We start from the raw sequence: 22623 nt of genomic DNA on the forward strand, positions 1-22623 counted from the left end.
TCAATTACCGCTTTCTATCGCTTATAAATATTGTTGTGCAATTGCCTCAATCCGGTTCTGAATCCCTTCCGACAATTCAATCGCCTTTTGCTTTGCTTCGGTTTGGCCAATCGCCGCTTGAACTCTGCCGCGTACCTCCATCCAATGCGCCGGGCCTGCTTTGAGCAGCTGCGGCATGCCGATTCCGTCATGCGTATAGATCGTTTCATAAAGCCCTTGTTCTCCAGCGGCCTTTGCTTCCTCCGCAGCCATCGCTACTAGCCGGCCGTTTATATTGGTGATTTTCACCTCACCAGGAATGCTCCGTTTCAACGGTTCCATCGAAAATTTCATCCGTTCTTTGCCGTTGCTGTATGCGGTTTTCATTGCCCAGCCGTACGTATCCCTGTTCAAATGCTGGTAGAAGCCCGAACCGATGCCATACGATACGAAGGCAAGCGGCACGCCTTGGCGTTCCAGTTCAGCATCGTAATTTTGCACTTGTTCAAAGCTCATGCCTTCGCCGATAATGACGGCGGTCTCGTTTTGAAACCCGCCCTTCTTCGCCGTCCGGTAAATCTCAATTGCTTGTGCAAGCACATCGCCGCTGTCCGGACGCAATACGATTCGTATGCCTCTTTCCCGAGCTTGAAGCGCAAGCTGCGGCAAATATTCGCGAATGACACGGTACGCGTCATACGTGTCGATAACGAGCGCTACAATTTTTTCGCCGGCATCAGCCGTAGCGTCAATGGCATGGCGGAAGCATGCCAGCTCATCGTCATATTGCTGCGTTACTTTATGAGCCAGTGCGGCGATGCTGCCGATAACCGCTCCCGGGGTATGCAGTGTCGTATGGAAATCGTCAGTCCCTTGGAGCGATAAATTCCATGCCGTTCCCGCCCAGTAAGCGTCCTCCAAGCTCCGATGCCCGCGGAAACCGAAGCTGTGCAGCCGCCAGTAAAAGCCCTCTCCTTCTCCCTGCTCCTGACGCTTGCGCTCCAAATATTCACGAAGCCGGAATGCTTCCGTCGCGCATGCGCTTGGGAAATAAGCGTGCATTAGAACGCCTTCCCACCATGTAACGAGCTCGCCGAAGCCTTCAACTGTGTTGCGTACTTGCGCGAATGGCGTTCCTGCCGGGCACCACGTTCCCTCGGGCAGCGACTCAATCGCAATCGGCGCGTAGCCGTCGCATTCGCGAACTACTTTTAGAAACAGCTCCGCCGGAAATTGCAAGCCTTGCATATCGGCGCATTGCTCCGCTTCACGGACATGCTCCTCCGTAATCCGAATTGCCAGAAGCTCGGTAGCAATCTCGCGAAGCCCGTATAGAATCATGCCTTCCTTCCGGTTATACATATGGCTGATTTCCCAATCCATGTTGCATTTCAGCCGGTAGTGCGACAAATTATAGCTGTCCGTCAAAAGTAATGGATTATTGCGAATTGCGTTTAGCATGTTTCATTCCCCCATAAAATGTTTTTTAAAAGTCACATTGACTATATTGATGGCGAAAAAGAAATCCTCGTTGCTCCGAGGTTCTCTTAGATGACTGAACTGGCTTTAAAATATACCTGAGTTGTAAATAGAAATACTTGGTTCATATCCGGAAAAACGATAGAGCTGCGCGGGTCGATTCGAGTGGCGATCGCTCGTTCTCGGTTCGCCGTTTGCTCCGACAGACTCACAAATCAGACCTTTTCTCGTCTTCGTTGCGAGCAAGTTCCGTTTAAAATTGGCGATGTCTTCTTCAAAGGATGGCACCACCGCTTGAATGACCTGATACAGCTCGCGAATCGTAAATTCCTCGGGCAAAAACTCCGATGCGATCGTCGTCGACATCATCATATGTCTAACATGCTCGAGAGTGTCTTGAAGCAGCTCATGGTGATCGAAGGCAAGCGTCATCTCCAGCGCCTCTCCGATCGTGAAAAGCTTGGCTTCCTCAGCATCCGTATCGGCCGCCAAATTCAGCAGATGTCTTTCTTGTACCAAGGCGCAGTATACGACCGAAGGCATCCAGCCGCGCGGATCTCTGCCGGGGTAATAAACCGTCTTCACCTGCTCGATTCTAACGAAGTTATCGACGTTCGTCTCTTCCTTTAGCTCGCGGTACGCGGCTTCCGCCAACGTCTCGTTCTCGCCGGAAAACCCGCCCGGCAGCGCCCAATATCCCGGAAAAGCCTCTGAGTCTCGGCTTCGTTTCACGAGCAATACATTCAATTCCCGGTGAGCAAGCGTCCGGTAGCTGCTGGGCTGCTCGCGGGACAAGATCGTAAAGATCGCAATATCAACCGGAAGTCCGTCCGGCGTCCTGTATACTTTCTTCTCGATATCCATTCGCTTCGTTCACCTCCTGATAATGCCAGTATATGCCAATGATTTTATATTGTCAATATGACTATTAAAATATTTTTCCACTCGCTAATTAAGCTGTCCTCATTCCGGCTCGCTATATTGGATTTCTCCACTAACTTTTGCTCCCGTCCCCGACAGCGAACCTCATTCGCGAATTAACGAAACTAATTTCGCTACTGTCCTCATTATTACCGCCTTCGTTAGAGCTAACGAACCAAATTTCTCTATTTACGAAATCAGCTTCTTCAAAAGCGAACTCCGATTCGCAAATCGCCAAAGCAGCCATTCAGCATCACCAAATAACGAAAATAGGTTCGCAATATTGCGAACCTGTTTCGCTGAAGTGTGTGTAAGACACGCGTAAGATAAGTTGAGCATGTGAGCTGAGTTTGCCGAGTGAGATACGAGGCTCGCAAGGAAGAGACAATTTAAAAATGCCCGACTGCCAAGCAAACTTGCTTGGCAGTCGGGCTATATCCAGCACAGATTACAGTTCCACGCTCCATCCGAACGGATATGCGGCCGAAATCTCCAGCGGCAGCTTGCCGGCTGGCTTTAGTGTGCCTGTCAATATTTTTGCAGCCGATTGCAAAGCGAGCGGGCGGCATTCATAGACGGCCAGATACGCCTGCACATCGGGATAAACGTTCAAATCAAGCGGATTGCGCACCGACAGCGCAATTGTTCGATCGCCCGCGCGAGCAATGACTTCCTTCGCAATGCTCGCTTCCAATTCATGCTTCGTTGCATCGTAAGTGACGACGACAATTTGCTCAAACGAATCCAGGTCCGCAAGCGGATCGGCGCTGCTCATGCTTCGCTCCGTCATCCGCTCCAGCGTGCCCTCCAAATAAAGGCCAAGCGTGCCGTCGCCGGACAATATCTCATCCGCCACCGATACCGGCTTGATATCCGGCCACAGCACGAGTGTGCGAGCATCGTGCTTCAGCGGCAGCAAACCGCCTTCGTTCTTGACGAGCGTCGCCGACGCCTCGCTCCAAGTGCGGGCAACCGTGCGGTTAGCCTCCGTCGCAAGGCCCGCTGAAGCTTTCTCCCACGGCGCGATCGGCATGTCGATGTCAAGCTGGCTCTTAAGCCGCAAGACGCGGGAAAGTGATTCCTCGATGCGCGACAAAGGGAGAAGGCCGCTCTCTACCGCAGCTACTACGGCCTCCAGCGCCGCCTTCTGCTTCTCGAATGTATGACTGACGAGCACCATGTCCGCTCCGGCGAGCAGCGCTTCAACTGCCCCTTTCTCAGGACCGTAGAACCGGTCTATCGCATCCATCTCCAGGCAATCGGTTACGATAATGCCGTCATATCCGAGCTCCTCCCGCAGCAAACCGGTAAGGACGTGATGCGAAAGCGTCGACGGTTTGCCCGAAGGCTCAAGCGCTGGCAACACGACATGCGCCGTCATTATGGCGGCAGTGCCTGCCGCTATCGCCGCGCGAAACGGCTTCAACTCAATCGCATCCAGCCTCTCTCTGCCATGCGGGATGACAGGCAGATCGTGATGCGAATCAACGGCCGTGTCGCCATGCCCCGGAAAATGCTTCACCGTCGCCGCAACTCTCGCCGCTTGATAGCCAAGCATCGCGGCCGTTCCAAGCTCGCCGACAACTTCTGATCGGTCACTGTAAGAGCGGACATTGATAACCGGATTGTCCGGATTGTTGTTCACATCAAGACACGGCGCATAGTTCATCGTAATGCCAAGGTAGCGCAGCTCCTCGCCGCAAATGCGGGCCGTTTCATAAGCGCCTTCCTTAGAGCCTGCTGCCCCAAGCGCCATATTGCCGGGCATAAGCGTTACCCCGTCAACCAAACGGGCAACCATGCCCCCCTCCTGGTCAATGGCGACTAGCAAATTCGGCTTGCCGGCAGCCTTGGCGATTTGCTTTAACGAATCGGATAAACGATGAACTTGTCTGGCTTCTCGCACATTACGGGAAAAATAAATCGTTCCCCCGATGCCGTATGTTTCGATCAGCTCCTTTATTTCCTCGCTTGGCTCATAGCCGTGAAAGCCGAACACAAACAGTTGCCCGACCTTTTCCCGAAGCGTCCAATTTCTCCAGTTCTCATAGCTCCCCATTATGCGTGATCCCCTCCATCGAATTGTCCCGTTGCCTCTTGCTGATGCTTGCTTCTATAATCGGTCGGGTTTTCCCCGGTATATTTCATAAATACCTTCGTAAAATATCTGCGCTCCGAATAGCCGACTTCCTTTGCGATCTGCGCGACGCTTTTTTGCGTCCCTGCCAGCATTGCCTTCGCCCTTTCCATCCGCTGTCTTGTCACATATTCAATAAACGTTTCATTGTAGGTCTGTTTGAACAGCAGGCTGAAGTATGAGGTGCTAAGCCCGACATGCGACGCCGCTTCCTCAACGCTCATATCCCGGTACAAATGACGATCGAGATACAGCTTTGCCTCCGCCATCGAAATTTCAGATTGCTTTTTCTTATCCGTCGATTTATCGGCTACCGCCGCAGTTACCTGCAAAATGACGGACAGCAGGTCTTTAATGCCGAACCGGCGATCGAGCTTCCGCCATAAGGAGTCCTCTTGCTCCCGTGAAAAAATGCCCATCTCTTTCATTTCCCGCATCAAATTCAAAACAAAAAAATGCAGCATCGGCTTAAACCGGTTAATGGACGGCTCGCTCATCCGCTGAAGCTGCAGCGTCAAGCGCTTCAGCTCCTCGCCGACCGTTGCCGTATCCCCGCGTTTGACCGCGGCGATCAGCTTTTCCGACGTATCCCAAAACGCTTGATCCTCGCGCGAAGGCGCGCCGCTGTTTTCCGGATACACGGCAATAGCATCCTGATGAGGCGCCAGCTGCATCCCTTGCTGCACGAGTTTATATGCCTGCGAGATCGAAGCAACCGGCGCATATTCACGGTAAATGCCTGCCGACAGCGACAGCTTAACGTGATTTTTAACCGCGGTAAGCAGCGCTTTTGCCCATTCGACAACCTGCTCGCTGCTGTAAGGCTTTGATTTATCGACTTCGATCAAGACGCACCATTCGCCGTCGCGAATTTGAATGACGGCATGATGAAAGCCGTTTTGCTGCAGCTTCTCCCGAAGCACATTGCATACGGCGAAGTTCCATAGCTTCCGTTCTTTGTCGCTCCATTCGCGCCAATCCTTCGTTTGCTCCGAGCTTACGTCGAGGTCAAGCACGATAAGCGCAAATTGCTGCTCATGAAACGTCTGTTCATCGCCTGCGAGAATCCAATTGCTTGCCGACACTTCCGTATAGTCCATCAAAATATCGTACAATATTTTTTCGCTCGCCAAATCGATCATTCGGCCAAGCTTTTGCCGCTCCTCGCTTAACTGCTTTTGCTTCATCCGCTGGCTAGCCATTACCCGGGCAATAACTCCGGTCAGCTCATCGTACGGAATCGGCTTCAGCACATAATCCTGCACGCCATATTGAATCGCTGCCCGCGTATAGGCAAAATCCTGATAGCCGGACAACATAATAATGTCGCACTCGGCCCCTTTTTCCCGGATGTGCTTGACGAGATCCAACCCGTCCATTATCGGCATCCGAATGTCGCAAAGCACAAGGTCAAAAGGTTCCGCCTCGATCAGCTCGAGCGCTTCCATCCCGTTTTTCGCTGTGCCCGCCACCGTTAAGCCGAGCATTTCCCAAGGAATTACTTTTTCTAAATTGCGCGTAATATGCGGCTCATCGTCAACTAACAGCACTTTTCCGGTCATACTCGTTCACCTCTGCTTTTCGGAATTGTGCAGCGAATAACGGTTCCGTACCCTTCGGCGCTGCAAATCATCATCCCGTACGCGGGACCGTAATGAATGCGCAGCCGATCTGCGACATTGCGCAAGCCAAGTCCTCGGCGTTCGCCGAGCTCGGCGGCATTGCGCCGCTTCTCCAGCCTGCCGCTTCGATCCGCAAACTTCATTAATGCTTGCTCGTTCATGCCGACGCCGTTGTCGCTAACGAAAAATACGATCTGCCGCGCCTCCACTTGAACGTCAATGGATATGATGCCCTTGCCCTCCTCCAGACCTTCAAATCCATGCTGAATGCTGTTCTCGACAAGCGGCTGAAGCGTCAGCTTGAGTATCGTATAATAATAGGCTTCCTCCGGAACGTTCAATTCAAAAGTAAAAAGATCCTCAAACCGGTATTTTTGAATTTCAAGGTAGCTGCGAACATGCTCGATCTCTTGTCTGATGACGATTTCTTCCGAATCATGCATCGAAGTACGGAGCAGACTGCTCAGTCGGCGCACCATTAGCATAATTTTTTGCCCTTCGTTCTGAGCCGCCAGCGCATTGATCGATTCCAGCGTATTAAACAGAAAATGCGGCTTGATTTGCGCCTGCATCAGCATCATTTCCGCATGCTGCTTACGTTCCTGCTCCGTTCTAACCTCGGTCAGCAGCTCGCCCATCCGCTCAACCATGCTGTTGAAGCTGTTGGCGAGCAATACAGTTTCGTCTTTGCCCTGTGCTTTTACTCGAATGTCGAGCAAGCCTTGTTCGACAAGCCGCATTTTCCGCACCACTTTAATGATCGATCTCGCGACCCGGTTAACGAAAAAGACGTTGAACAAAATAGCGGAAATGACGCAAAAAACTGTCACCATTCCAATCCATTGCACAAACCGCACATTTTCGTTCGTTAATGAATTCCAAGATTTTACCGAGACAAGCACCCATCCATTGCGCTCCAAATTGTAAGCCGATACGAGACTGTCTACATCATTGAATTTGATTCTGGAGCTTGCGTAGCTTTCCGTGCTTGCCAGATCGCCTTCTGTAAAAGCGCTCAAATTGCTGCCTTCCAGCTGTTTATTGCTGTCTAGCAAAATAAGGCCCTCCTGATTCACGATTACGTATCGGGAATCACGGCCCTCTGCCACAGGATTAAGAAACGTGTTCAGCATCGAGTACACTTCTTCTGTTTTATACTGCGTAATCATAAAGCCAATATCGGAGAGCGTCTCGTAATCCTTGACGAGCCTCATTTGCGTAAACAATGGCGGCGCTACACCCGTAAGTTGCTGCTCCTCGTATGGACCGATCCACTTCGATCGGCCTCCAAGCTGTAAGGTCTCCAAATATAACGGCTGTTCCTTCAGCTTATCGAACACGATTGGCTTGAACGTCGTAGGATCGTTGCGAAAAGCGCGGAACATCGTTCCGTCCAGCGAATACAACACGACGTAGCTGACCGCCGGATGTTGAAAAAGAATGCGTTTCATTTCTTTTTCAGCCTGGTTAATCGCGATCAGCGTGCTGGCGTCGTCTGGTGAAATAGTTCTGTATTTCAACGTGTCTTGCACTTCAGAGCTCGTCAAATTGCCGTCCGACAGCTGATCGAGCTCCTTGAAGAAATAACGGATATTGCCGCCGACTGCCTTGAGCGAAATTTCTGTCTGCTCGCTATATTTTTTCTCCAACAGCGTTTCCGAGTTGAGAAAGGATACGATGCCAAGGCCAATCATCGGCACCAGAATCAGAAAAATAAAGGCAAGCATAAGTTTCGGTCTCAAATTCATCAGGCAGGGGCCCCTTCCGCAGTTGCAATTAGCCCTTGACGCTTCCCGCCGTCATGCCTTCAATAATCTGGCGCTGCAAGAAGAAATAAACGACCAGTACCGGAATGATGCTCATAATAACAGCGGCCGACAACGACGCAAAGTTCGTCCGGTAACCGTCGTTAAAGCTTGCCATGCCGGTAGGCAGCGTGCGAAGCGTCTCGGATGTTATAAAGAGCTGGGATAAAATATATTCGTTCCAATTGCCGATGAAGCTAAGAATCGTCACTGTAACAAGCGCAGGCGCAGAGATCGGAATAATGACTCTGGCGAACAATCCTGCGGCGCTGAGTCCGTCCATTATGCCGGCTTCTTCCAGCTCATTCGGAATGGATAACATAAATGCATAAATAATAAACACCGTAATCGGCAATCCATACGTGCAGTATACCAAAATCAAACCGAGATGCGAATCGTAAAGTTGAATGCCGTAGTCGGTCGTAAGCGTCTGGATCAAGCGATATAACGGAATGAACAAGGCGCCTGAAGGAACAAGCAGGCCGAACATAATAAAGGTATAGACGAGCTTGTTCATGCGGACAAATTTCATTCGCGACAAGGCGAAGGATGTCATGGCAGCGAACAGTACCGTCAGGAAGCAGGCCGCAACTGTAACATAAAGGCTGTTCCATGCGTACAGCCCGATTTTGGCCGTTTCCCATGCGGCCCGATAATTGTCGAAGTTGAAGCTTTTCGGCAGCGCCCATGTATTGACCGTAATTTCACGGTTCGTCTTGAACGAAGTCATCAGCAGCCATAAGAGCGGAAATAAAGTGACGATCACGTAGCCCCACAGAAACGCATGGCTTAACGTCTGGCCTTTGTTCAACTTTTTCAAAGTCAACATTAGTACTGCACCTCCTCATGCTTCGTCAGACGATTCAGGATGAAAGTAAGCACGAGAATAATAAGGAACATTGCAACGCCGATTGCGCTGCCGTAGCCAAGCTCCATCGAACGGAAACCGACCTTCAGCATGTAAGTGGACATAACCTCCGTCGATTGGAACGGACCGCCGTTAGTCATAATTTGTACGATATCGAGCACTTTCATCGTACCCGAAACGGACAAGAGCAGCATAACGAACATAATTGGCCGAACGAGCGGAAGCGTAATGTTCCATGTTTCGTTCCATGCATTAACGCCGTCGATTTTAGCCGCTTCCACAATTTCCTTCGGAATGTTCAAAATCGCCGCAAGGCACAATACGATAAAGAAACCGATGTTCTGCCAAGCGTTGGCGATCAGAATAGAGAGCATCGCAAGCTTCGGATCCGACAGCCATTCGCGCGCCCAGCTGTCCGGGAACACGAGGCGGATGAACTGATTGATCAAGCCGGTATCGTAGTTGTATAAAACGCCGAACAGTATAGCGACCGTAGCGGTGGAAATAACGACGGGAACGAATACGGCCGACTTGTAAAAGTCACGCAAACGGCTTACCTTACTGATAACGATCGAGATAAGGAAGACGAGCGGAATATTCACGACTAAGGAAAAGATCAGAAACCAAAAATTGTTTAGAAGTGATTTCAAAAAGATTTTGTCGCTCCAAAGGCGTATGAAGTTGTCCAGTCCGATAAACACCTTATCGGTAATGCCGTCCCAACGAAACAAACCGTAAATAAAAGAGACAATAACCGGATAAACGAAAAATAAAGCGTAAAGCGCGATTGTCGGCAGTATGAACGCAATATAAATGAATGGATTTCTAAGCGCTTTGTTCATCATTTTCCTCCTTACATCAGGGCCTTTGAGCGGAGCTCAAAGCCACTCATTACTTACATCAGGGCCTTTGAGCGGAGCTCAAAGCCACTCATTACTTACATCAGGGCCTTTGAGCATGACATCAGGATTTTTAGTGGAGCTAAAAATCACCCCGCATCCTCAAAGCCACTCATTACTTACATCAGCAAACTCCACTTATTAATAATAAAGGGTGCCCCTGAGGGACACCCTCTCGTCCAATAGGTTCGATTACTGGGCTGCGTTTGCTTTCTCTTGAGCCGCTTGGATTTTCGCGGCAACCTTCTCAGGCGTCGACACTTTGCCGATCAGCTCTTGAAGGCCAACGTTTACTTCTGCGCCAACTGCAGGCTGTACGATAGCGTCATATGCTTTCCAAGAGGAGGAGGCGTTAGCCATTACCGTCAAAATTTCAGTTGTCAGCGGGTCAACGCCGGACAGATCGGACAATTTCATCGAAGGCAGCAATTTGTCTTCAACAAGCGTACGTTTTTGCACTTCTTCCGTATAGAAATTCGCGATGAACTTTTTAACCGCTTCTATTTTGTCTGCATCAAGATTTGCGGAGAATCCGAAGCCGTTCGAGTACGAAGCGTTGATCGACGTTTGGTCGCCTGCCCCGCCTGTGATCGACGGGAATGGGAAGTAGCCGATTTGACCTTTCAAGTCGCCTGCTTCTTCACCGGAGAAACGGTTAGCATCCCAAGTGCCTGTAAATACCATTGCAGCTTTGCCGGACAGCAATTGCGCGCCTTGATCAGCGTATGCAAGACCCAATGCGCCTTTCGTGAAGTAATCTTTGTTTACGATCTCAGCGTAGGAAGCGAAACCTTTCACGAAGTTCTCGTCTGTCCATTTTGCTTCGCCGGTAACGAGTTTATTAATAGCGTCGATGCCTACATTGCGTTCCATAACGGTATTCCACATCATGCCGTTAACCCAGCCGTCTTTCGCAGCAAGTCCGAACGGCGTGTAGCCTGCAGCTTTTATTGCATCTGCTACAGTAAGCAGCTCTTCCCATGTTGTTGGCGTTTTGAGGTTCAGCTCCGTAAAGATTTTTTTGTTATAGAAGATCGCTTCGCTGTATCCGCCGAACGGCAAGCCGTATACTTTGCCGTCGATCGTAAACTCGTCAAGGCTTGCGAACTTGTCTTTGATGCCCAGCTCTTCAATAATTGGCGTCAGATCGAGCATGCGGCCAGCTTTTACGTAAAGATTGAGGTCGGCGCCGCCGAACACTTCGAAAATATCAGGAGGATTGCCGGCTGTCATTTCCGCTTTCAGCTTTTGGTCGCGGTTGACGATTTCGTCGATGCCTTCAAGTTTGAATGTAAGTCCAGGGTTTGCATCTTGCGTTTGCTTTACGACGTCTTCGAGGATGGCAAGACGCGTTTTGCTCGTTTCTTTGATTTGCGTATGGCGGAGGGACAACGTTACGTCCTTCGGAGCCTGAGTCGCTTCAGCCGTAGCTGCCGGCTCTTTCGTTGCATCCGTGCCCTGATTGGCATTTGTGCCGCCGTTGTTGTTCGATCCGCAAGCAGAGATGACAAGCATCATAGAAACGAGCGTTGTGGCGATTGCGATATAGCTCTTTTTCATTATTAAAGACCTCCTCGATAATGTTGTTGCCTGTTTGCCTTGCACCTTTATTATAGATTCGCGATTTCCCGGCAAGGAGGTCAAAAAAAGAACGAGTTAGGGATACAATTCTATTATTTTTGTATGGGGGGATAAAAATATACAGCCTGCCGGGCAACAAATCCCAGGCAGGCTGTATCATAAGAGAATCGTATCCTGTTGTCGCGGGGTAAAATTCCCCGTTTCGATTATTCCCGCATCTTCAACGCATGCGACCGGACGGCCTCATAGAATGCGATCCACTCGGCATTCCGTTCCTCCTGCGCCGCTTCAGTCAAGCCAGCTTCCGGCGACTGCTCCGCATCGGTCGTTTTTCTTCGTTCCGCCATCACCTTGGCCAGCTTGTCGCGTAAATTCGACTCACTCATTGCCGCATCATCCTTTCAACCAGTTCTTCCGAAGCGCGAACAGCTCCCGCAGCTCGTCGGTCGACAGCTCCGTCACCCATTGCTCGGATTGGCTGACGATTTGCTCATTCAAATTTTGCTTACGCTCGATCATCTCGTCGATTCGTTCTTCCAGCGTGCCTAACGTAATAAACTTATGAACTTGAACCGATCTCTGCTGGCCAATTCGGAATGCTCGGTCCGTCGCCTGATTCTCGACCGCCGGGTTCCACCACCGGTCAAAATGAAAGACATGATTGGCAGCGGTCAAATTAAGCCCTGTCCCGCCTGCTTTAAGCGACAACACGAAGGCGCAGCCCGGTATGTTTTCATTTTGGAACGTATCAATCATCTCATCGCGCTTTGCCTTTGGCACACCGCCGTGCAAATACGGCGCCGGGATGCCGAGCCGCTCCTCCAGAAGTGCGCTTAATTGGCGGCCCATCTCGACATATTGTGTAAAGATGAGGCAGCGCTCGCCCTCGGCGGCAATTTCGTCGACCATTTCGAGCAGTCGCGCCACTTTATTTGAGCGTTCCTCTTCCCATTGCTTCGCGCCCTCATCGCTTAGAAGCGAAGGGTGGTCGCATAGCTGCTTCAGCTTCGTTAGCGAGGCTAATATTAATCCTCGCCGCTGCATCGCATCAAGCGAATCCAGCTTCTCCAGCAAATCCGCAACAATGTTCTCATAAATAGCGCCCTGCTCGGCAGTTAGCGCCACATACGTTTTCGATTCGTTCTTCTCCGGCAAAGCCAGCTGAATCGCCGGGTCTTTCTTCACCCGCCGCAGCATAAACGGCTTCACCCAGCGCTGCAGCCCGGCGATGACCGCTTCGTCCCGAGTCCGTTCGATAGGCGCAACGACAGACTTTCGGAACTCGCCCATCCCGCCCAAATAGCCCGGATTAATGAAATCGTAGATCGACCATAACTCCGTAAGCCGGTTTTCCATCGGTGTGCCGGTTAGCGCTATACGGTGGTAAGCCGGCAGCGAGCGAATCGCGACCGATTGCTTGGTATACACATTTTTGATGTTTTGCGCTTCGTCCAAGCACAGCGCATCCCATTCGATAAGGCGCAAATCGTCATCGTCCAGCTGCGCGAGCGAATATGAAGTAATGACGAGGTCGGCCTCCCGTACGGCCGCCTCCAGCTCCTCGCCCTTTTCCCGCTTCGGTCCGTAATGCACATGAACGCGGATAAAAGGCGCAAACTTCTCCAGCTCCTTTTGCCAGTTCCCAATAACGGAAGTCGGGCAGATTAGCAAGGAAGGGCTTCCGGTCCCCAACTTCTGTTCCTTGATATGCGACAGATAGCTAATAAATTGAATTGTTTTGCCCAAGCCCATATCATCGGCCAGGACGCCGCCAAGGCCGAAGCGCCGCAGAAAGAGCATCCAGGAAACGCCCTGCTGCTGATAAAGCCGCAGCTCTCCCTGGAAACTTTCCGGCGTCTCGACAAGAGGAATCTCCGATGTCTGCTGCAGCTGCTCCAGCCACCGGGTCAAGTGGTCGTTCAGCTCCACTTCCGCTCTAATGCTGAACATATCCTCTTCTTGTTCCTCAAGCGGGATTCCGCCCATTAAGTGCATTTCCATCACGTCGCGGAAGGACAGTCCTTTCCGCTTGCCAACCCGCTTCATCCAATCGCGAATTTGCGCGACGTCATGCGGATCGAGATGCACCCATTCGCCGCCGATATTCATCAGCCTGCGATTCTCTTCCGCCAGCCGCATAAATTCGGCTTCGGACAAATCGACGCCGCCGAGCGCCATTCGCCAATCGAATTGAACAATCTGATCAAGTCCGAACATCGGCTGCGACTCGGAACCAACCGCCGACTTCATTTTCGCCCTTAATCTCAGCTTGCGGGAACGGACCGCTTCCCACCAAGCAGGCAACAGCACCGGACACCCTGCCTCCAATAAATTTAAGCTTGCCTTCTCCATAAACAGCCATGCGTCATTGTCCGTCAACGATTGCCGCAATTTCCCCGTCTCTTTGTCGACCCAGTCGGGAATTGCAGTTTGCCATTTATCTTGTTCCTTCACAAGCTTCGTAACGAGCAGCGGAACCCACTCCTCAGGAAGTGCGCTCCATTCGGCTCCCTCCTGCTCCTGCTCCCAGCCGCCGCCTGCTTCGCGAAGCGGAATCCACGAACCGCCATCACGGCTTTGCAATGCAGGCCGCAGCCGCCAGCCAGCCGACTCGTTTGGCTCGACAAGCTGCAGCGCCGTCTTAAACGGCAGCGAATCTTTGCGCAGGCCGATCGCAATGAGCCAATCCTCTTCATCCGACGCTTTCCGTTGCAGCACCGTTTCTCCGCCCGCCGCCGCTTCGACCTGGCGCCAAGCCCCGGCAACATCGCTATCCTCTTCAATCATTTGCTCCACCGCGCCGCTCAGCCAATCCTCAATGCCGGCATCGCCAGAATCCGCTGCTGCTTCAAGCGCGTTCCACTGCCGCATTCGCTCTTGCTCGGCCTCCGGCCACGCGAACCGCCAAGCTCGCTTGTGCTCGGACCAGCGGCTCCAATCCGGCTCGAACCAGCCGTTCAAAAGCGCCTCTCTGATAAGCTCAGCCATTTCCTTTAAGCGCTGCGCCCGTTCGCTCCATTCCATCTGCAGCAGCCTAGCGTGCTGCGGCATCGACAAATAATCGACGGCGGTTAACGGAGGAAGCTTTAACAGCTTTCTGCCGTTATGCACAATTTCTTCAATTTCAGCGCCGTACCAAGAAGCTTTATGCCATGCGAACAGCACAAACCGCATGCGGCTCATTCCCTCTTGTCGATCTGTTGAAGTCAGCATAACGGAGCCGTGAAGATCCTCCTCATGCTTCAGCCAAAAACCGTCCGCCGAAAACACGCCTGCGCCAATAAATGTTTTCATGTAACGAGTTTTCCTTTCCACAGCTCTTCCTGGAACGCTCTAAGCCGTTGATTCTTTTTGATAATACCGGACAAATAACGGTTCCACGTCTCCGTATTTTTCTCCGCTTTATATAATCGTTCCAGCTTCTTCAGCTGCTTGACCGCCATCCGGTAGCCTTGCCGATTGCGCGAGCTGATCCATTCGTCGATCGACTGATGGTACAGCGGCAGCATTACATGCGGCGCTTCTTTCGATACTTCCTTCACGTCCTGAACGCCTAGTTCATCCGGCTTTATGCCAAGCAGCAATTGCAGATCGGCCCATTGCTCATATTTTTGCATCGCAAGCCAATGGCTCGACAATTCAGAATACGAATGAGGCAAAAGCTCGGTCATATATGACGTCCATTGCGGATTATCCGGCTGATGCTCATCTGCATGACGGCAAAGCATCATAAAAGGACCGATCGTTCTGCCGCTTCGATTCGGATAAATCCGGTCGCGAAGAAATGCCATCCACCGGTCAAACAGCTCCCATCGCTGCTCTTGAAGCCGCTGCGCAGCGCAAGGATAAATCATTTTTTGCGAGCGCGAAAAATCGGCAAGACCGAAGTGGCGCAGCGCCCTATCATCATCCCCGCCGAAAAAGCTGAGCATAGCCGAAGCGGTATGAATAAATGAACGGTTAACAGGCTCCTCGCCTTCATTCGCTCCGCTTTCCGTTTCAGCTTGGATAAGTGCGGACAATTCGCGTTCCCGCCAGCTTGCGTCCTCCGAAAACTTCTCGGCGGCAGCCAAATAAAGATATGGCCAATCAAACAGCTGCTGCTCCTGCTTCAACGCACGATTGAAAGCAATGCGAACGATATGTTCCGTCCACTGCCGCTCGCGCTCGCTCATTTCGGCAGGCTGCAGCTCCAACACGAGATTCCCGAAATGCTCAACCCACGGCTCTGCCATTCGAGCGAATGACATCTCATGATAATAGCGGCTAAAGCTATCGACGGATTTAATCGCATATTCTGCTTGCTCCAGCACGAATAAAATAACGTTCATCCAATGAAGCCTCTGGAGCGGCTTATCCCATGTTCTCGAAGTCCCTTTCAGCGCGGACAGTACCGGCTGCAGCGCATGCAGCGAATGCCGGCAGCTGCGCCAGGTTTCTCCGTACTCTGCGGCCATCCAGCGTTGCCATTCTTCCGGCGCAGCGTACTCATCCAATGTATCATTACCCGATTCGATCGGTTTTTGTTGCTGATTGCGATTCATTATATTGTCCGCGGCCAGCTTAATGCCGGCTAGGGGATCGATGCCGAGCATGCGGCGGTAAGCATTCTTGGCGGCAAACCCTGTCGGATCCGCTTTATTTAAATAAGCGAAGTACACTGCTGCCATATGCTTGCAATAGCCGGAATAAGGGCATATGCATTTGCTGTACCGGAATTTCCCCGCATCGAGGATGACCGCATACATTTCGGTTCCGGACACCATGCCGTATAACGTATCTTCAGAAGAGAATTTCACGTTAATGACGTGCCCATTGCGATAATATTCCCATCCTCGCTTAATAAGCGTATCGGAAAGATGCTCTGTTAAGCCTCGTTCAATTGCATCAAGCTGTTTTTCATCGTACCTTTCCAATCCTCTCACCCGCTTCCTTCCGCCAACATTCCATCTCCCTATTATATCACAAGCGGAAAGACTGCAAAGGTTCCGTTCGGCAAAGTGAAAGCCGTCCGAAAAAAAAACCGCCGCTAGCGGCAGTTTTTGGTTAATGCGGGATTCGGATTACGAACTTTATTTGATCCTGCTGTGAAGCGAAGACGCGGACCGTGCCTTTATATTGGTCAACGATCGTTTTCACAACGAACAAGCCGAGCCCTTGATGCTCGCCCTTCTTGGTCGAGTAGCCGGCTTCGAACAATTGGCAAGAAGCAACCGCATGGGCTTCATCACACGTATTGCTGATCGTAAACTCCAAATAGCCGTTCTCCTGCTTGCCCGTCAATTCAATCAAGCGGCGGTTTTCGTCATAACGAAGCACTTCATCAAATGCATTATCAATCAAATTGCCGAGCACTCGATTAAGATCGAGCGTCTTCACACCCATCTCCAACCGGCTTAAACCGCTGAACGAGCAATTAAGACAAATCCGGTAGCTCTCCGCTTGGGAAAGCTTTGAACGAACAAGCGCAGCGATCGCCGGATTGCCGATATTAATAATATCGTTCATCAACCGGATTTCTCCTGTCAGTTCCTTCGTATAAGCGACAAGCTCCTTCGATTTGTTCAACTCGGCGAGCGAATGGATCGTTTGGACATGATTCAGAAAATCATGCCGCTGCGCCCGGATCGATTGAAACATCGAATTGATCTCATCGGCGTAGGTTTGTTGCGTGACCTGCACTGCTTTGTCCCGTGATTTCCGGATATAGTTCATCGAGATCGCGGCAATAAAAAGACTTAATCCCGTAATTACAATAATAATGAGAGCGATATTAATAAATTGATTGTCCAGTTCATCCTGAATAATTTGATAGTCGGAGACGAGCGACAACACATAACTGTTGATCGGGTTCCCGTTCTCATCAACAATATTAACGCCCCGATCCTCCGAATAAACAGGGATAAACATTTTCAGCACATGCTTGCCGTCTATCTCACCGTCCACCATAACTTCTTGACCGGTCTTGTACGCTTTCGCCACGTAATCGGCATCCTTGCTTAGCGCATAGCGATACGTGCCGTACATAATAGGCTGTTGGAGCAAATGCTCCTGAACCTCCCCATCAGGATGAAGCGTATCGAACGGACCTTTATCAAAGGTTGTCGGATTAATGACGGAGACCTCAAGCAATGTTTTATTGCTCGAAAGCGATTTTTCGATCATTGAATTAACGCCGGTCAAGCTTTCGTAGTCCGCCAACATCTCGTAGCTGACATATGGATCAATAATGTAATTCGTTGTGCCGTCATGGTAGTATCCCCATTTGTAAATGCTGCTAGGATCCGTGGATGCTACCTCGTACGGCCCGCTCCAAAAGTTTTTGAGCGTCTGTCCAAGCCAATTAATCGAGACTTTCTTGTCGTCAAACAATTGATTGAACGCGATGTACCACGGATCCCAAGTTTTCGTGCCTTTGCCAAGCTGTTCGTTCATATCGGATGATTTGTACATAATAATATTGTCCGAGGTCCGCTTAAGCAGCGTTATATGATTGACATCCAGCTTTTGACTTAATTCAACAAGCTGTTCATTCGTTACTTTTTCCACATCCGGGTCAAGCGCATATTGCGCTGCAATCGAGACGGCTCTCAACTCGCGGCCAATTTGATCTTGAAATTTCTCCGCCCCAAGCCGGGACTGCTCCACTGACAGCTCAATCTGTCTGGCGACAGCTTGCATTTCATGATTCAAAGCCTTTTCAAGGGAACGCTTGGTCAAAAAGTAGTACGCCGTACTGTTTACTAAAATGATAATTACGATCACACTTATCGCCATTAGCCATATGTTGCGCTGCATGAGATGCTCCCCTGTCGATTAATATGAGTCCGTCGTATCGCCGAAATTGATTACCCCGCCATGCGCTTCAGCAGCAGCTTGATTGCCCAGCTCCGCTCCAGACGCTTCTTATATCGAGGCAAGGTGCGATATACGCGCAGTCCTTCCTCAATAGCGTCCTTCATTTCCTGTTTTCGGCCCATCTGCTTGTAAATTTCCGCAAGACGCTCATACGCTTCGCAGGAAGAAGAGTGGATTTCCTGGAAGCTGGCGATAGACTCAAGCGCTTTCTCCGCATCCAGCCGGGAATAATAAGCGGCAAGACGCAAATAGGGAGCTCCATACTTGACTCGCGGATTGATGGACAATGCTTTATAGATCGCCGCTTCCCCTCGCTCCGGCTGTCCAAGCTGCATCAAGCAGAGCCCGAGATCATCCCAATATTCTGCCGAGTCGTCCAGCGTCCGTTCCATCGGCTCAAGAAGCTTCAGCGCTTCCGCATACTTTTTCTTTTCAATTAGAATGCGCGACACTTCCTGTTTGGACGAAGTATCGTTAGGCGCTTCCGCGATATGCCGCTTCAGCTTCCGCAATCTGTTTGATCTTCTCAGCGGTTTAATAAAGCTTGGCGTCAAACCGACAAACCGCCGATCCAGCGCATATAGAATAACGAGCAGAACAAGAATGGCAATAAACGGATTTCCCGTCAGCCAAGTCAGAAATACAAAAAGCAGTATTTTGGACATTGAACCATTATCCTCCCCGCGAACAACAATGACTTTTGAGCTGTATATGTACATCCTCTACTAATCCTATTATCATAGCATAACGCCCCTCATGTGAGAACTAAATAATGTGTAATAAACGGGGTCAACAAGTGGAATATTAACCCTGTTTACGACCGCTTATATTAATGAGGAGGTACTGTCCGACATGACAACTAAGGATCAAGACGAACGATCAGAGCAGACGCTGACCAATCGTCAAGGCCATCCAATCGCAGACAATCAGAATATGAGAACCGTCGGCAACCGAGGCCCGGCGACACTTGAAAATTACCATTTTATCGAGAAAATAACACATTTCGACCGGGAACGCGTGCCTGAACGCGTTGTGCATGCCCGCGGCGCTGGCGCGCACGGTTATTTCGAAGCTTACGGCACTTTCGGAGACGAGCCGATCAGCGTTTATACGCGAGCCAAACTGTTCCAGGAAAAAGGCAAACGAACGCCTGTGTTCGTGCGCTTTTCCAGCGTAATTCACGGCGGCCATTCGCCAGAGACGCTGCGCGATCCGCGCGGTTTTGCCACCAAATTTTATACCGAGGACGGCAACTGGGATTTGGTCGGCAACAACCTGAAAATTTTCTTTATTCGCGACGCGATGAAATTTCCCGATATGGTTCATGCCTTTAAACCGGACCCAGTAACGAACATTCAGGATATGGAGCGGTTTTTCGATTTCGTCTCGAACACTCCAGAAGCGACACACATGATTACGTTCCTGTTCTCGCCGTGGGGCATCCCCGCCAATTACAGGCAAATGCAAGGCTCGGGCGTCAATACATACAAATGGGTCAATGCCGAAGGCAAGGCCGTTCTTGTCAAATACCATTGGGAGCCGCTGCAAGGCATCAAAAATTTAACGCAAGAAGAGGCGGAGCAAATCCAAGGCAAAAACTTTAACCATGCGACGCAAGATTTGTACGAAGCCATTGAATCCGGCAACTACCCGGAATGGGAGCTGTGCGTTCAGATGATGGAAGACGGCGAGCATCCGGAGCTGGACTTCGATCCGCTTGACGATACGAAGCTATGGGATGCTGAACAGTTTCCAATGGTTCCGGTAGGCAAAATGGTGCTGGATCAAAATCCGGTCAATTATTTCGCCGAAGTCGAGCAAGCGGCTTTCGGAACCGGCGTACTCGTCGACGGGCTCGATTTCTCTGATGACAAAATGCTGCAAGGCCGGACGCTTTCCTACTCCGATACGCAGCGCTATCGCGTTGGCAGCAATTACTTGCAGCTTCCGATCAATGCGCCGAAGAAAACGGTGGCGACGAATCAGCGCGACGGTCAAATGGCATTTTTCGTCGATATCGCGCCGGGACAAAACCCGCATATCAACTATGAACCGTCCTCGCTTAACGGTCTGCATGAAGCCGAGAAATCGGGTGAGCCGCATCAGCCGTCCTATAACGCTAGTCTTAAGCGGGAGAAGATCGACCGGACAAACGATTATAGACAAGCGGGCGACACTTTCCGCAAATTCGAGCCTTGGGAGCGCGAGGAGCTTATTCGCAATTTGGGCAACGAGCTTGCCGGCTGCAATCCAGTCATTCAAAAAGCGATGATCCACCATTTCACGCAAGCCGATGCCGATTACGGCAGGCTCGTCGCCGAGGCAATCGAACGCCGGCAAGCGGAACGCAAGCACAACGGGACGAACGCCGCCCAAGAAGGTATGGAAATATCCGGGGAGCTCGGGCATAAAACGGACGGCTACTAAAAGCCTTCGCGAATCAACAGAGCCAAAATCATGAAGCCGCCAGTGGTTGGTTGCATGGTCTTGGCCCCTTGCACTAACTCCACGCGCCATATCAAGACTGACTTCCCCGCTATATCCACCGGATTATAGCTCGTCATACTCAAGTTGCCCCTCGTAAGGCGTCTCTACCTTCCTCCATTAATAGCGAACCTGCTTCTCCGTTTAGCGAATGCAATTTCGCTATTCCGGTACTCCGCCTGCCGCTTTCGATGTATGGCGAAGCTAATTTCGCTGCTCGCGAATCTGCCTTCGCCATTAGCGAAAGCAACTTCGCAAATCGCACAAAAACCCGGCGAAACAACCTGAAAAGTCATTTTTAGCGAACTTGCCTTCGTAATATTGCGAATCAGGTTCGCTATAGCGCCTCTGAAATAGGTATGGGCACTTTATTTGTGTAAAACTAAAGCCCCAGTCCAATTGAACGGGGGCTTGTACAATATTATTTAGATTTTTCTGTCACTTCAATACCAACCGCATTTTTAGCCTGTAATAGCTTAGTTGCAGCACTAAGCACAAATGTTTCCGACATCTGAATACTATCCTTGAAGTCTTGCATAGTACTTGGTTTCTGTTCATCAAGATACTTCATTACTGATTTCATTGCCTTTTCTTTTTCGAAATATGCCGTACTTAGATCGCCACGTGCCTCTTCTAGCAACTTCTTTACATCTTTAGGTAAATTTTTATCGATCGGTATCTTGCGCATTTTTGTCATCGTGTGACTTGCTGCTTCCTTTGCAGTTTTAGCAGACGAATACACATCATTTACATTTGCTTGTCCATTACCTAGAGCTTCCATCCATTCCATATATGCATCGAAATATTGCTTGGTCTCCTCTTCATTGGCATACATCGTTTTTTCAAATTCTAGGACAGCATTTTTATGTTTCTCAGCATCCTCAACGTTAGTCTCTTTTGCATTTACCGCAGCTTTAGAATCACTATCCTTTTCGGTATCACCTGCAACAACATTAGTCTCCGCCACTGATGCTGGCTGTTCCGTACCACCACCTAATATACCAAAGACTAAAAAGAAACCTGCAAATAATGCCCAAACAACTCCAAAAGCCTTTCCTGCACCTCTTAATTTCTTCCAAGAAACAAAAATCATGACATAAGGAACAAAAATCCAACCTAATACTTTTAAAAACGCCATTACACGACTCTCCCATTCTTATTTTTTTATTCCAATATTACTATATATTTCATCATTTGCCCATAGGTTTATAAAATACATAATAATATGTCGAAATATACCTGATGTTCCTTTTTCCGACTCTCATCACAAAAATGAAATAGAAAAAGCCAATAAATGATCCACCACAATCAGGTATCATTTATTGGCTTTATTAGTAATAAGCGTCACCATCCTATTGCGAAAAAAGTGGGCTGTCTCGAGGTCTGATCAGACCTCATGACAGCCCTAGGACCCGCATCGCTGCGGGTCTGTCCTAGATATGGTATCAACTGTGGGGTTGATGCTTTAATTCTAATGGCCAAACCTTAATGGAACCTGAAAGTTGTATGTCCAATCCATGTCGGAACGATGGACAAACGGTGAAGCGAAGGAAAACGGCGAAAAACGGAATATGCGCCCATTTTACCTGCACACAGCACCATTGCAGACGCCCCTTCATACTATAATTTGACTGTATCCCTTAACCTTGTTAAACCATAAAAACCCGAGCAAGGAGGGGTGACAAACTTTGAAGGGTAGCGACCATAAGAGCAAGTTTTTATTGACTCATCGTGAACGCGAGGTATTCGAGCTACTGGTGCAAGACAAGACAACTAGAGATATAGCGCAGCAATTGTTCATCAGCGAGAAAACCGTTCGTAACCATATTTCGAATGTGATGCAAAAGTTGAACGTAAAAGGTCGTTCGCAAGCGGTTGTCGAGCTAATCAAGCTTGGGGAGTTACAAATCTAACATAAAATCAGCTCTCCAATCTTGTTTCTCCGGGAGCGTGGATATTTGGCTGCACCTGAGTAAAACGCGAAAGAGAC

At 50.1% G+C, this 22623-nt stretch carries 15 protein-coding genes and 1 pseudogene; 2 read left to right on the forward strand and 14 right to left on the reverse strand.

The window, feature by feature from the left end; all coding sequences use genetic code 11:
- Positions 1–21: 21 nt before the first annotated feature.
- The 13 genes from GOM71_RS07855 to GOM71_RS07915 form a co-directional block, all read right to left on the reverse strand.
- Positions 22–1440, reverse strand: coding sequence for a nicotinamide phosphoribosyltransferase domain-containing protein (locus tag GOM71_RS07855; RefSeq protein ID WP_156279548.1), 1419 nt, complete (start codon positions 1438–1440; stop codon positions 22–24).
- A gap of 105 nt (positions 1441–1545) precedes the next feature.
- On the reverse strand, positions 1546–2322 hold the full coding sequence (locus tag GOM71_RS07860) for an NUDIX hydrolase (protein ID WP_156279550.1): 777 nt from the start codon (positions 2320–2322) through the stop codon (positions 1546–1548).
- Between the two features lie 505 nt (positions 2323–2827).
- Positions 2828–4438 carry a glycoside hydrolase family 3 protein gene (locus GOM71_RS07865; protein ID WP_156279552.1) on the reverse strand — a complete coding sequence of 537 codons (1611 nt, stop codon included), beginning with the start codon at positions 4436–4438 and terminating at the stop codon, positions 2828–2830.
- Complete coding sequence (locus GOM71_RS07870) at positions 4438–6078, reverse strand: response regulator transcription factor (RefSeq protein ID WP_156279554.1); 1641 nt, start codon at positions 6076–6078, stop codon at positions 4438–4440. The genes GOM71_RS07865 and GOM71_RS07870 overlap by 1 nt, the downstream gene beginning before the upstream one ends.
- Positions 6075–7886, reverse strand: coding sequence for a cache domain-containing sensor histidine kinase (locus tag GOM71_RS07875; protein WP_156279556.1), 1812 nt, complete (start codon positions 7884–7886; stop codon positions 6075–6077). Before GOM71_RS07875 ends, GOM71_RS07870 begins: the two co-directional genes overlap by 4 nt.
- Before the next feature lie 28 nt (positions 7887–7914).
- Positions 7915–8772 (reverse strand): carbohydrate ABC transporter permease, encoded by an 858-nt coding sequence (locus GOM71_RS07880; RefSeq protein WP_156279558.1) that lies wholly within the window; start codon positions 8770–8772, stop codon positions 7915–7917.
- Positions 8772–9653: a carbohydrate ABC transporter permease gene (locus GOM71_RS07885; RefSeq protein WP_156279560.1), complete on the reverse strand. Its 882-nt coding sequence runs from the start codon at positions 9651–9653 to the stop codon at positions 8772–8774. Before GOM71_RS07885 ends, GOM71_RS07880 begins: the two co-directional genes overlap by 1 nt.
- 249 nt (positions 9654–9902) lie before the next feature.
- Positions 9903–11270 carry an extracellular solute-binding protein gene (locus tag GOM71_RS07890; RefSeq protein ID WP_156279565.1) on the reverse strand — a complete coding sequence of 456 codons (1368 nt, stop codon included), beginning with the start codon at positions 11268–11270 and terminating at the stop codon, positions 9903–9905.
- 227 nt (positions 11271–11497) lie between these two features.
- A complete protein-coding gene (locus tag GOM71_RS07895) occupies positions 11498–11677 on the reverse strand; it encodes a hypothetical protein (protein ID WP_156279568.1) in 180 nt (59 codons plus the stop codon).
- Between the two features lie 7 nt (positions 11678–11684).
- Positions 11685–14585 (reverse strand): DEAD/DEAH box helicase, encoded by a 2901-nt coding sequence (locus tag GOM71_RS07900; protein WP_156279570.1) that lies wholly within the window; start codon positions 14583–14585, stop codon positions 11685–11687.
- A complete protein-coding gene (locus GOM71_RS07905) occupies positions 14582–16216 on the reverse strand; it encodes an SWIM zinc finger family protein (RefSeq protein ID WP_156279572.1) in 1635 nt (544 codons plus the stop codon). The genes GOM71_RS07900 and GOM71_RS07905 overlap by 4 nt, the downstream gene beginning before the upstream one ends.
- A gap of 121 nt (positions 16217–16337) precedes the next feature.
- Positions 16338–18089, reverse strand: coding sequence for a sensor histidine kinase (locus GOM71_RS07910; RefSeq protein WP_156279574.1), 1752 nt, complete (start codon positions 18087–18089; stop codon positions 16338–16340).
- 50 nt (positions 18090–18139) lie between these two features.
- A complete protein-coding gene (locus GOM71_RS07915; protein ID WP_156279576.1) occupies positions 18140–18814 on the reverse strand; it encodes a tetratricopeptide repeat protein in 675 nt (224 codons plus the stop codon).
- A 214-nt stretch (positions 18815–19028) separates the two neighbouring features.
- On the opposite strand from GOM71_RS07915, the pseudogene GOM71_RS07920 reads away from it, so the two are divergent.
- A pseudogene (locus GOM71_RS07920) lies at positions 19029–20576 on the forward strand (catalase); the annotation flags it as partial.
- Between the two features lie 478 nt (positions 20577–21054).
- On the opposite strand, the gene GOM71_RS07925 reads toward GOM71_RS07920, so the two are convergent.
- A complete protein-coding gene (locus GOM71_RS07925) occupies positions 21055–21771 on the reverse strand; it encodes a hypothetical protein (RefSeq protein ID WP_156279580.1) in 717 nt (238 codons plus the stop codon).
- A gap of 550 nt (positions 21772–22321) precedes the next feature.
- On the opposite strand from GOM71_RS07925, the gene GOM71_RS07930 reads away from it, so the two are divergent.
- Entirely contained in the window at positions 22322–22546 is a 225-nt protein-coding gene (locus GOM71_RS07930) for a helix-turn-helix domain-containing protein (protein ID WP_006040330.1), read from the forward strand.
- Positions 22547–22623: the final 77 nt, after the last annotated feature.

This window comes from Paenibacillus sp. NEAU-GSW1 (assembly GCF_009737085.1).
In the GTDB taxonomy this organism is placed as follows: domain Bacteria; phylum Bacillota; class Bacilli; order Paenibacillales; family Paenibacillaceae; genus Pristimantibacillus.